We start from the raw sequence: 12,617 nt of genomic DNA on the forward strand, positions 1-12,617 counted from the left end.
CACTTACCTACATGAAAATTGGGTCGGTTTTACCAGAAGCATCGCCCTCACCAAGAGCCATAACTTCATCCAAACTCACGGTACCTTGCAGTGCAAGCTCCATAGCAGAAGCCAACAGAGGCTTATAGTTTTCTGAGCGGCGCGCCACTTGAGCAAAGCCTACAGCATCACTGGCTCGTAGCTTGTCCATCATTTCATTTTCTAGCTCAAGCATCTCAAACACACCAACTCGGCCGCGATAACCGGTCAGGTTACAGTTTTGGCAACCCGCGCCTTTGTGGAAGGTTTGCCCTACTTGATTAGGGAAGCGACCCGCAAGCCACTGCTGACGAGACTCATCAAGCACATCCGCTGTTTTACAGTCAGGGCAGACACGACGAACAAGTCGTTGAGCTACGACAGCACGCACCGCACTCGCGACCAAGTAACCAGGCGCGCCCATATCAATCATACGCAACGCACTGTCCACCGCATCGTTAGTGTGCAAAGTACTTAGTACTAAGTGACCAGTTAGTGCAGCACGGAGGCCTATTTCAACCGTTTCTTGGTCACGCATCTCACCAATAAGGATAATGTCTGGGTCTTGACGTAGGAAGGTTCGCAGCACTCGCGAGAAAGTCAGATCAATTTTACTGTTGATCTGCACCTGAGTAATGCGCGGTAAGCGGTATTCCACCGGATCTTCTGCGGTGATGATCTTCTTGCCCGGTTCGTTTAATTCACTCAACGCACCATAAAGTGTGGTGGTTTTACCGGAGCCTGTTGGACCAGTAACTAAGATCATTCCGTGTGGACGAGAAAGCTGACGACGAAGACGAGCAAGTAACTCAGGTGGTAAACCGGAATCTTCAAGCTTACGCAAACCAGAAGATTGGTTTAGCAAACGCATTACCACTGATTCACCGTATTGCGTTGGCAAAGTCGACATACGAATATCGATCGATTGACCACGAACTTTGATATTGAATCGACCATCTTGAGGTAAGCGCTTTTCAGAGATATCGAGATGCGCCATTAATTTCAGGCGTAGTACCAATGCAGAAGCAATGTTGACTTCGTTTAGAAGGGTTTCATGCAACACACCATCAACACGCTGACGTAAACGCAGCACCTTGTCGTCTGGCTCAATATGAATATCCGATGCACCAACTTGAACAGCATCTTCAAACATCGAGTTAACCAGTTTTACAACGGTAACTTCTTCGCTGTCGCCTTCATCAATGCCGTAATCAAAGCCTTCAACATCTTGGTGCTCAGCTTGCAGCTGTTCAGCAAACGACGCGATTTCTTTGGTTCGGCGATAATAGCGGTCAAAGCTTTCGACTAACTGGCGTTCAGGTGCAATGATAAATTCTAAATCGTGCTCACCGAGCAAGTTCATCAATGATTCTTGCGTAAACAGGTCAGCAGGATCGCTCATAGCAACGCGCAGCGTGCCACCATTGCGAGCAACAACCATGGCACGTAAGCGGCGCGCATGCACCTCTGGCAAGATCTGCACAGCATCAGCATCAACAGGCGCACGGCTTAAATCAATTAATGGTAAGCCAAGTTGCTGAGACAAAAAGTCTAACATCTGCTTTTCACTGATAAAGCCAAGATCGATAAGAGCGTCGCCCAACTTTTGTCCGGTGCTATGCTGAGCACTCAGGGCTTGCTGGACCTGATCTTCAGAGACAATACCCTCTTCAACCAACAGGTCGCCTAAGCGTTTTCTCAACTGAATTTTCATCGTGCGTTCTCCAGTTGTTTTAAAATATTCAAGCGGTCACGAATAAATGCCTGAGACTGATTCGAAATACCGACTTTGCCCAACGCCTTTTGGTAAGACGCAATAGCCGGAGTAAAGGCAAGTGCTCGCTCTTGTTGAATGGCTAAACCAAGCCACCAGCGGGCGTTTTCTGGCTCACGCTGAGTCAGTAATTGATAACTTTCTAGAGCAATATCATTTTGTTTCTGCTTTTGAGCAAGTGCGGCTCGCATCGCTAAATAGTCGCGGCTTGGTGTTGGCGGCAAATGCACTAATGGGCTCAATGCGGCTTCTGGCTGATCTGCTTTTACCAGTAGTTTTGATAGCGCTAGACGTAAAGGCTGATTGTTCGGTTCCAGAGAAATGCCTGTTTGTAGGATCTCATAGGCTTTTCGTGTATCGCCTTTACCGAAATACAACGCCGCAAGCTTTTGGCGAGCTTCAAGGTTAGTTGGTTGATAGCGAAGCGCTTCACCAAATGCAGATAATGCGGTTTTCATGTCATTGGCATCCATCGCTTTATCTGCACGGGCCAATGCCTTTTCGGCAAGCTGTTGATGCGTGAGTTCAACCTGCTCAATACGCATTGAACTTTCATGAGAAACGTTCGCAGTTCGGCTGACGCCGTTATTTAGACTCGCCAGTAAAATAGGCTGCTCTGGAGCAGTGCTTAGTTCTCTTCGCGGAGCAAAATCATCCACTTCTGGTGCGGGTTCCACGACAGGTAATTGCACAGTGACTTTAGGCTTCTCTATTCTTTGCGTGTAAACCACATTATCTAATTGAGGCGTCACCTTATTCGTCGGAGAGTGACTTACTGCAACCACTGGTGATGCTTCTGCAGCAATGTGATTTACCGAAGCGTCTGAAGTTAAAGGTATTTCTTCTATCGACGTAGGGCCTTGAGAAACCGCCCAACCTCCGACGGCTAAGCTTAAAGAAAAGCCTCCCACCAGCCACAGCCATGGCTTGCTTCGAGTAATACTTGGAATTTCCGCCCGAGTTAACTCTGAAGGCGACTCTTTTTCAGCAAGTTCTGATAATGCTTTATTGATGGCACTCAAGGTTGGCTCCATCCCCAAAATCTGGGAGTTTTAAACTTAGGTTTACGCGCATCAAAGGTGTCATGCATTGCAACGTAAACGTGTTGATTCTTTAATAACGTGCAACGGTCATTGAACGCAGTGAGCAGGGCTTTGTGACTGATTTGGTTGATCAACCTCGGGATGCCCATCGCCGAACGCCAAATGGCTTTTTTCTGCTCAATCGAGAAGATATGCGCACCATTTCCCGCTTTGTCTAAACGGTTATTGATGTAGGCGACGCCCTCTTCAATCGAGAGAGGCCGAAGCTGACAACTAAACGTAATTCGCTGACGGAACTGACGTAGCTCGTGGGTTTCAAGTCGCTCACCCAGTTCCGGCTGACCAAACAACACCAGTTGAATCAACTTGTCTTGCTCGGTCTCCAAGTTGCCAAATAGGCGCAGCGTTTCTAAAGCTTCGGATGACAAAGCTTGTGCCTCGTCGACAATCAGTACCGTCTTTTTTCCCAAACTATGAATTTGGATCAAACGCTCCTGAATCAGTGAGACGACTTTGAGTGGGTCGGTATCTTCAATACCTAACTCTCGCGCAACCGCAAACTGTAACTGCTCACCATTTAGTACAGGGTTAGGTAAGTAAACGAGTTCAACTTCAGATTCGACTTGCTCAATCAGCTTACGACAAACCATGGTTTTGCCCGTGCCGACCTCGCCAGTCACTTTAATCACCCCCTCACCCATTTTGACCGCAGCCATTATGGTTTGAATAGCCTCGTAGTGAGGTACTAACCCGAGAAACATTTCTGTATTTGGGGTCAGTGAGAAAGGTTGAACTCTAAATCCAAAATGCGACAAGTACATAATCGAATCACAGAACCACGTTTACGACACTCCCAACGCTGATTACTCAGCGTCAGGGAACCACTCTTGTAGCAAATCACGTGAACGCTCTAGCTCTTTCTGCCATGTGTTCACGCCAACAACGGTTGGTTTAAGCAAAATAACCAGCTCTGTTTTTTGCGTCACATTATTGATGTTACGGAACAAATTACCCAGCGCAGGTACATCACCTAGGAAAGGCACTTTCGATACTTGCTCTAGGTTTTGCTGCTTCATCAAACCACCAATCACGACCACATCGCCATCTTTGGCACGGATCACCGAGTCAGACTCACGAATGGAGCTTTTCGCCAGCGGTAACTGAATGTTTTGGAAATCACCACCAAGGTTTAGCTGTTTAATCTCTTCTTCTACTTCAATAACCGCAGGGTGAACGTGTAGGAACACGTTGCCTTTGTTATCGATTTGCGGCGTTACATCCAGAGAAATACCAGAGAAGAAAGGCGTCAGTTCAACTTCAGGAACGGCATTTGAGTTCTCACCGTTACCTGCATTGCTCGAAAGCTCGGTCACGAAGTACTCATCAGTACCCACCTTGATGACGGACTTCTGGTTGTTCGCGGCGGTAATACGAGGACTAGAAAGTACATTTAGATCACCTTGTGTCGCCATAAAGCTCATCACAGCTTCAAAGTTACCATCGGAGAAGGTGACGTTCGTTTGTCCACCTAGAAGAGTACCAATAGCGTCCAGAGGCAGCTTAGCTGGATTACGATCAACCAAAATACTGCCCGAGTTACCGATGGAGGCAGACATATTTGACCAATCGATACCTTGTTGATAGCCGTCGCTCAATGTTACTTCTAAGATCTTCGCTTCAAGAATGACTTGGCGCTGCATGCGCTCTTGCGACACACCAAGGAACTCACGAACTTCGCGGATCTCATCAGGGAAAGCACGTACAGTAATCACACCAGCTTGCGGTGTAACAACAACGCTTTGACCTTTGCCTGAACCAATCAGGTTAGCAACCGCCTGCTGCAGCATTGGCCAGAAATCACTTTCAGTAATGGTCTCAATACGAGTACCGCCGGTTGATGTCGTAGAGCCATCACCATTATTGTTGCTTGAGTCTGATGAGTCAGAATCATCAGAACCGCCACCAGAATTAGAGGTACCAGCCGACGTTACAGAGCCTGTGACGATACTTGTCAATGAACGACCAGAACGCTTGAACTGAAGGTAATCCACAGGAATCGTCACGGTTCGCATACCAGCAGGGTAAACTTGAATCACTTTACCTGACTTCACTACGTCATAGCCGTACATGTTCTGCACAACATTCAGCACTTCGTCCAATGTGACATCAGAAAGGTCAACGGTGATGTTACCTTGCACCGCAGGATGGATTGCCACACTGTATTCTGTACCTTTCACTAAAGAAGCAAAGAAGCCACGCGCCTCAACCGCGTTAGCTTGAACTCGAAAACGCTTCAAAGTCCCTTCTTTTGAAGACACGTTTGAGTCTAGATTCGGCATAAGATCGGCTTGCACAGAAGACGGGATATCTTCTAGTGCACGACTGTTTGCTTCATTGATAGATTCATTAAGTACTTGCTTCACTTCTACCGGGTCACGGTGCCCCATAGAACAACCCATTAAGGAAGCAATCACGATTCCTATAACTAATTTGCGCATATCTGATCAGGCTCTGGTTATTATTTTTTTACGTTTAAACCAAAAAGCTCTAGTTTCCACTGACGGTCACCACGCTTTAAAGTTACAAATTCACTGTTGATGCTCGCTACTCGGTAGCCATTGAGTTTTGCCCCAGGCTCAACAATTCGGTTATTTAAAATTGCCACACATGATGTGCTTGGTTTGCACACGATGCTGTTTAATGTTGGCAAGCGATGCTGTTTCGCTTTTGGCTTCGCTTGCTCCGCCGCGGGCTTGGTCCACCCCAAAGGTGCCGTTGGGTCCTGGCTCGCTAAACTGCTACTCGCGACTGTCGCAAATGCTAAAGAGATAATGAGTTTCTTAACCACCAATAAACTCCTCTCGTGAACCTAGGGTATACACTTCCAGTACAAGTTTTGCTTTAGGGTAATCTTCTACGTTGTAACTGAAGCTACGCCAGTAGTAACTTGCTGGTAAGCCTTCTAATTTCATCAGGTAATTCGCAATCGAAAAGTAATCGCCCGTCAGCTCCATGCGCACAGGGTGTACGTAATAGCCCGAGTATTGCGATGCTTCTTTATCTTCTGTTATCGGCTCAGCTGGCAAAGTCTGTAGCGATACTAAGTGAATCCCGCTTTGCTGCTCTAACACACTTTCGAGCAAGCTCGCCATTTGTGAAGGCGTAATCAAGTGTTCAATGATTTCCGAAAGCTGCATTGATAGATGCTGGCTTTCGGTCAATAGCTGAGAGATGGATTGATCAATTTCGGCATTCGGATCTTTCTTGAGCTGAGCTTGAATACGCAATATCTCAATTTCCGTCTGCTGATTAGTCAGTTTCGAATTACGTAGCTGTTTATCGTTGCTATTCACTTCATTCAGTTTTGGCTCTAGCACCAAGGTAAACAGCAGCATGACGACCGTGACAAGACCACACAAGGCAATCAATACCTTTTCGCGTGCGCTCATCTCATCAAAACGCTCTTCTAACGAGGACCAGAATTCGTTCATTTCTCTTTGTCTCCACGCGTCTTCAATTCAAAGGTCACAATGTTGTCTTCGTTGCGACCAATCTTCACATCATCAAAAGTACGTCCAACAAGACTAATTTCATTCTTAAATTGGCTCACCCAGTTAGGCACCGCACTTGGCGATCTTGCCAAGCCTTTGAGATCTAAAGTGGTATCGTCGATACGAATGGTAGAAAGAGAAATGTTGTTGCTGCCCAACTTAGCAAGAGACTGCATCACACCAGAGTATCCTGTGCGCTGCGAGTCATCGTATTTGCCGACAGCTTTGAGTGAGTCACGCTTCGCTTTCACTTCGCGCTCCAAACGTGCTTTCGCCGCCAGTTTGTTGGTATCTGGTTGGTGCTTGCGAAGCTTAGCCTGTTGATGTTGCAACTCAGACTTCATAATGTCACCACGACTTTTCACGATCTTAATTTCATCTTCGACGCCTCGGCTTTGCCAAGTCACATAGCCATAAGAGATAAAGATAAATGAAGCAGCAACACCCCAAGAGATAGTAACATTTTTAAGTGTTAACAGGTTCTTCTTCGGTTTAAGGAAGTCTGGATAAAGGTTGACACGTCGAGCACTCGCTGTGGCCGCCGCGGTGTCCGCCAATACATGACCTGATAGCTCATGCTCTTCTGCAAGCAGAGGAGACACCTTGGTGCTTAGACGGTAATTGAGTGATTCAACCAGCTCTTTCTCGTCTTCATCATCACAACACACTTTCAATTGATGTAACTGGACATGACGCAGTTGAGAAGAGAGGTAATCTATCGATCGTTGCAGTTCCAGTGACAAAGTGTCCATTTGTAAGTCACTTGAAGGTACGCCTGTTAATGGTGGCGTCACACTGCGAATGGAACGATGAAATGCAATGGTGTGCTCAACGAATGCGCTAATACGGAAGTGACCGCGCGCACTGCGTTGTAGAAGTAGGAAGTTGCCTAATTCACCCGAAGTGTCACCCCAGATGTCATCTTCAGGAATGATAGATTCAAGTGTAAGTTGTACTCGGTTGGCAAGCAGCACAATCTTATCGAGGATTTTGCGCGACAACACATATGTTTGAACTTTATTTGAGTTAGGCAGTTCTGCGGCATCAGCAATAATGTCGATAGCACGCTCAGAAATAAGCTCTTTTAACAAGAACGGCAACGCCGAAGGCCACTCGTTTCGTGGCATTGCTGGCTTGTCGATTTGGTACATCTGGTAATAGTTGTGAGAAAGCACAACCGCCAACGAGTCGTAAGAGCTGGCAGCAACACTGAGTGCTTGCTCACAAGCGCGCTCCCAATTTGATTCTGTGATTTCAAATTTGGACGGTCGACTGCTTTTCGTTGGTGATGATAAATAAACTGTGTCTGGCTGAATGACCAAAAAGCACGTACGACCACCAACCGATGACCGCTTGAACTTATCGAGTACTGCTTTAAAATCCATGATTATTATCTTTATTTTTTTCGCCAGCGATTTCGTCGTCCCAGTTTCACTTGAGAGTCCGCTTGAGAAATAATGGTTGGCTTGGATCTAGGTAGATACTGCTCTTCTGGAGAGAAATAACGTCCCTGCCCGCCATGAACACCTAATTCGTTCAGGGTATTCAATTCGTGCTTATTCTCAATTCCCACTGCTATTATTTTTGTTTTGCTGTTTGCGGCCGCACCCAACATACTGCGGACAAACAACTGGTTCTCATGTCTCTGATCGATTTTAGTTACCAAACTGCGATGGAGCTTAAGGTAACGAATGTCAACTTCTTTTAGATAATGGGTACTGACGATCGTGCGTCCAGCTTGCCCAATCATGACGTGACACTCTAAACCGGCCAGCATTTTAGCGACTGGTCGCATAAAGTCTAAGTGTCTTACAAATTGTGCTTCGACAAACTCAAAAGTGAGACACTTTCTTTGCTCTCGTGACAACTGTAAGAGTTCATCACGGAACCATTTGAAATATTCTCGTTGTCCAAAAGGCACAACATGTAAGTTAAGTACATAGCATTTAGAGCTATCAAAACTATATTTAAAGTCTTTTAAGAATTTATTAACCACTGCGCGGTCCATCTGCGCTTCATAGCCGACTTGTCGAACGGCAGAAATAAAGCGGGAAGCTTTAACAATGCCATTTTCCGGATCACGAATCCGACATGTTAACTCTTCGTGCAAAGGTTTTTTATGCAACACATCACTTATTAGATAGGCAAATTGTGCGTAGAGTATCACATTTTCAGCTGTGAGTGCTGAATCAAATAGCGTACGCCATCTCACACTGCCTCGTGCTTCCTCGTCGTGATTCCACTTCTTAAAGCGGCTCCAGTTGTTGTTATTTTGCAACTGGGCACTGCGTAATGCAGTCTCTGCTTCATCAATGATTTGACTATGACGCTCCCCCTCTTTGTACATAGTGATACCGATATGGCACCAATTGTCAGCATCCAACGGATAAGGAGGATGGAGTTTTTCTAGCTGGCGAATACATTGAGAAGCTAAATTCGCCACGTCCTTGCCCGATTGATGAGGCAAAAACAATGCAAAGTCTGCATTGTAGTAGCGTGAGAACACGACATCGGGATAACGCTGAACTAAGTTTGAAAGCAAACTACCCACTTCGACAATAAACTCGTCGCAAGTTTGCTTATCTTGCTCTTCTTCAACGGATTTCCAATCTTGAATGCGGATCAGCATCACTGAGCCACGTGCACCACTTTCCAACAAAGCAGATTCAAGCTTGCTGTCAAACAACACTCGGTTGGCCGTGCCAGTCAATTTATCGAGGAAAGTTTGCGTACGGATAAAGGTATCGAAGCGACTGCGTTCTTGGCGAGCATCTTGAAGTTCTTCGATCAATACATCTAATGCCTCACTGGCCGTATAAGGCCATTCTCGCTCATCACCTTTTGCGTATTGCTCGACTCGGCCCGCTAAAATCATTCGTCCACGCTCTTCGAGCATTTCCGATCCTGCGAGCTGTTCTTTGAGCCACTTAACACCGCGCATCAAACAGAAAATGATCAGAACGACGGCAAGCGTGATTGACCACAATGCCTGCATCGAGTAGCCGTAGCCTAAATAAGGAGGGATCGCTTTAAAATAGATGACGTAGTCTTGGTTGTGAGTGAGTTGGTACTCATGCTCAAACAACACCGAGCTATCCAACTTATGAGAAGTATCTTTGAAACGGTAAACAACGGCGTTATTCGTCGACAACGTCATTTCGACAATGTTACTCGCCTGCAGCATCTTCGGCATCCAGCGCTGCATCGAATAGGCTGCGTCTGGGTCTTCCATCTCTTTGTCAACTACTTCAACGATCCCTTCCAAATAATGGTTGAGATACTCTTGTCCTAGTCGTTTGAAAGAGAGGGTGCCACCGACAAACAAGATAAACATTGCGCATATAACGATCATAGTGACAAAGGCCACCAGTCGCGTGCTTAGCTTAAGAGTTGGGGTATACCTCATGAATACCAAATTCCTTTTCTATTCATCATATACCTTATTGAAATATTTATACTTGATAAGCCTTCACTAGACAATCGCATTCGCGTGAATGTGAGAAGCTGAGGCGGAAAGAAACAAGACATCATTCGTGATTTGAGAGTTACTGTCTTTTAATTACAATTTGAAATGATTGAGCCCGTGATACAAGCACGAAGATAATAAAAAAGCCGCGAAATTCGCGGCCTTTTAAATTCAATACCCAGTCGACTTAGAACGGAATATCGTCGTCGAAATCCATTGGTGGCTCGTTGTATTGCTGCTGAGGTTGCTGCGGAGCCTGTTGCTGAGGAGCATTATATTGCTGCTGAGCTGGTTGTTGAGGTTGACCCCAACCACCTTGTTGCTGCTGCTGTTGAGGCTGACCACCACCCATTGGTGCGCCACCTTGAGCACGGCCACCAAGCATTTGCATTACGCCATTGAAGCCTTGAACAACCACTTCTGTTGAGTAGCGGTCTTGGCCACTTTGGTCTTGCCATTTACGAGTTTGAAGTTGACCTTCAACGTAAACTTGAGAACCTTTACGTAGGTACTCACCTGCTACTTCAGCAAGTTTGCCAAACAGCACAACACGGTGCCATTCTGTTTTTTCGCGCTGTTCGCCAGTCGCTTTATCACGCCATGACTCAGAAGTTGCAATCGTGATGTTTGCTACTGCACCGCCATTAGGCATGTAACGAATTTCAGGGTCGTTACCTAGATTCCCCACCAAAATAACTTTGTTAATTCCACGGCTGGCCATGATGTGCTCCGTTTCACTCTGGATCTATATAAAATTTTAGCGCATAAGAATACACGCTTTGATGTTTTGATTAAAGCCTAATCCCCATTGTGTTCTGAGGCAACGTATTGTGGAATCGAAATCTCACTTCAAGTTCAAGGTGTAGCATTTTTGATTCGTTTTGCAGACATCGTTTCGTGAACCTTTGAATCTCAACGCATTTCTCCTCCCTTCCAATAGCTCTGAGTGATGATTGATGCCAACATATCTGCGTTTTCGAACTCAAGAAACTTTACTCAAGGAGATTAAGGCGCGTGAAAAAATCGGCTTATGCGAGAAAACTTTTTCTAATCAGCATGGAAGAGGATGCAGGGAAAAAGGTCGAAGCTCTGGAGAAGTATACAGATATCGACATCCCCGTCATTTCGACCCAAGCACTGATGGAAGCAAACCCGAAGTACCGCAATAAAATCTTGCTTATCGACTTCAGTGAACACAAAGAGTTGGTTCTATCGATAAAAAACCTTCCTCTGATTTGGAAGAATTTCGAAACAGTCGTGTTCAACGTTCCTAAACGTTTGACGACAGATGAGCTATTGGCGTTTGGTCAATTGAAAGGCATCTTCTACGAAAAGAGTTCTCTTGAGCAGATTGGCGAAGGGTTAAAGGAAATCATTAATGGTCAAAACTGGCTGCCTCGTAATGTCACCAGTCAACTTCTCCATTATTATCGTAACGTCATTAGTACCCACACCGCTCCTGCCACCGTCGATTTGACCATTCGTGAACTGCAAGTACTTCGCTGCCTGCAAGCTGGCGCATCAAACAATCAAATGGCCGAAGAGTTATTCGTGAGCGAATTCACTATAAAGTCTCACCTGTATCAGATTTTTAAGAAGCTTTCGGTCAAAAACCGTGTACAAGCGATTGCTTGGGCTGACCAAAACCTGATGTCATAAAACAATGATGAGCAACACAAATTTTGTAAAAGTGGTGATTGCTCATCTTCTTTAGACTCCGATTCTCATATTTTTTCCTACTTAATTCATGATTCATATGCACCTCTCGTGTTAAAGTGATGCTCAGATTCTTGATTAAATAATGAGAAAGGATATTCCCCCAATGATTAAAAAATGTCTGTTCCCTGCAGCGGGCTACGGTACGCGCTTCCTCCCTGCGACCAAGTCTATGCCTAAAGAAATGATGCCTGTAGTGAACAAGCCTCTGATTGAATACGGTGTTGAAGAAGCGATCCAAGCAGGCATGAATGGCATGTGTATTGTTACTGGCCGTGGTAAACACTCAATCATGGACCACTTCGATAAAAACTACGAATTGGAACACCAAATCAGCGGTACAAACAAAGAAGAACTGTTGGTTGATATCCGTGAAATCATTGACTCTGCAAACTTTACCTACATTCGCCAGCGTGAGATGAAAGGTCTAGGCCATGCGATCCTAACTGGTCGTGAGCTTGTAGGTGATGAACCATTTGCTGTGGTACTAGCTGATGACCTTTGTGTGAACGAACAAGAAGGCGTACTGGCTCAAATGGTAGCGCTATTCAAACAGTTCCGTTGCTCAATCGTTGCAGTTCAAGAAGTACCAGAAGAAGAAACTCACAAATACGGCGTTATCTCTGGCGAGATGATCAAAGATGACATCTACCGCGTAGATGACATGGTTGAGAAGCCAGAGAAAGGTACCGCGCCAAGCAACCTAGCAATCATTGGTCGCTACATCCTGACTCCAGATATTTTCGAGCTGATCGAAAACACGGAACCAGGTAAAGGTGGCGAAATCCAAATCACTGACGCACTACTTAAGCAAGCAAAAGCAGGCTGTGTGTTAGCATACAAATTCAAAGGCCAACGTTTCGACTGTGGTAGCGTAGAAGGCTACATCGAAGCAACAAACTACTGCTTCGAAAACCTATACCTAAAAGATGAAAAGAAGTCTGAGCTAGGCAAACACGCTACGAAGAAAGAAGCGTAACCAACTCGAACTTATTGATTAGAAAGCCCAGCTTAATGCTGGGCTTTTTGTTTACTGTTTTTTTGTCCAG

The 12,617-nt window shown here is 45.6% G+C and carries 11 protein-coding genes; 2 read left to right on the forward strand and 9 right to left on the reverse strand.

Annotated features, from left to right (window positions below):
- Positions 1–7: 7 nt before the first annotated feature.
- The 9 genes from A8140_RS14080 to A8140_RS14120 all read right to left on the reverse strand — a co-directional run bounded on the left by A8140_RS14080 (position 8) and on the right by A8140_RS14120 (position 10,573).
- Positions 8–1,732 (reverse strand): GspE/PulE family protein, encoded by a 1,725-nt coding sequence (locus A8140_RS14080; protein WP_005533777.1) that lies wholly within the window; start codon positions 1,730–1,732, stop codon positions 8–10.
- Complete coding sequence (locus A8140_RS14085) at positions 1,729–2,826, reverse strand: tetratricopeptide repeat protein (RefSeq protein WP_033000368.1); 1,098 nt, start codon at positions 2,824–2,826, stop codon at positions 1,729–1,731. The genes A8140_RS14080 and A8140_RS14085 overlap by 4 nt, the downstream gene beginning before the upstream one ends.
- A complete protein-coding gene (locus A8140_RS14090; protein WP_005533779.1) occupies positions 2,811–3,656 on the reverse strand; it encodes an ExeA family protein in 846 nt (281 codons plus the stop codon). Before A8140_RS14090 ends, A8140_RS14085 begins: the two co-directional genes overlap by 16 nt.
- Before the next feature lie 42 nt (positions 3,657–3,698).
- Positions 3,699–5,333, reverse strand: coding sequence for a pilus (MSHA type) biogenesis protein MshL (gene mshL, locus A8140_RS14095; protein WP_005533780.1), 1,635 nt, complete (start codon positions 5,331–5,333; stop codon positions 3,699–3,701).
- 20 nt (positions 5,334–5,353) lie between these two features.
- Complete coding sequence (locus A8140_RS14100) at positions 5,354–5,683, reverse strand: hypothetical protein (protein WP_005533781.1); 330 nt, start codon at positions 5,681–5,683, stop codon at positions 5,354–5,356.
- The gene (gene gspM, locus A8140_RS14105) at positions 5,676–6,326 is read right to left on the reverse strand and encodes a type II secretion system protein GspM (RefSeq protein ID WP_005533782.1); all 651 of its coding nucleotides are present in this window, start codon (positions 6,324–6,326) and stop codon (positions 5,676–5,678) included. Before gspM ends, A8140_RS14100 begins: the two co-directional genes overlap by 8 nt.
- Positions 6,323–7,771: a hypothetical protein gene (locus A8140_RS14110; protein WP_005533783.1), complete on the reverse strand. Its 1,449-nt coding sequence runs from the start codon at positions 7,769–7,771 to the stop codon at positions 6,323–6,325. The genes gspM and A8140_RS14110 overlap by 4 nt, the downstream gene beginning before the upstream one ends.
- 11 nt (positions 7,772–7,782) lie before the next feature.
- Positions 7,783–9,792 (reverse strand): RNase E specificity factor CsrD, encoded by a 2,010-nt coding sequence (gene csrD / locus A8140_RS14115; protein ID WP_005533785.1) that lies wholly within the window; start codon positions 9,790–9,792, stop codon positions 7,783–7,785.
- Positions 9,793–10,039: 247 nt separating this feature from the next.
- Positions 10,040–10,573, reverse strand: a complete 534-nt coding sequence (locus A8140_RS14120) for a single-stranded DNA-binding protein (protein ID WP_005533786.1) — start codon at positions 10,571–10,573, stop codon at positions 10,040–10,042.
- Between the two features lie 293 nt (positions 10,574–10,866).
- Between A8140_RS14120 and A8140_RS14125 the strand changes: the two genes are divergently transcribed.
- Both A8140_RS14125 and galU read left to right on the forward strand, forming a co-directional pair.
- A complete protein-coding gene (locus A8140_RS14125; protein WP_005533788.1) occupies positions 10,867–11,511 on the forward strand; it encodes a LuxR C-terminal-related transcriptional regulator in 645 nt (214 codons plus the stop codon).
- Positions 11,512–11,674: 163 nt separating this feature from the next.
- Positions 11,675–12,547 carry a UTP--glucose-1-phosphate uridylyltransferase GalU gene (gene galU, locus A8140_RS14130; RefSeq protein ID WP_005432802.1) on the forward strand — a complete coding sequence of 291 codons (873 nt, stop codon included), beginning with the start codon at positions 11,675–11,677 and terminating at the stop codon, positions 12,545–12,547.
- Positions 12,548–12,617: the final 70 nt, after the last annotated feature.

Origin of the sequence: Vibrio campbellii CAIM 519 = NBRC 15631 = ATCC 25920 (genome assembly GCF_002163755.1) — a bacterium.
Classification (GTDB): Bacteria; Pseudomonadota; Gammaproteobacteria; order Enterobacterales; family Vibrionaceae; genus Vibrio; species Vibrio campbellii.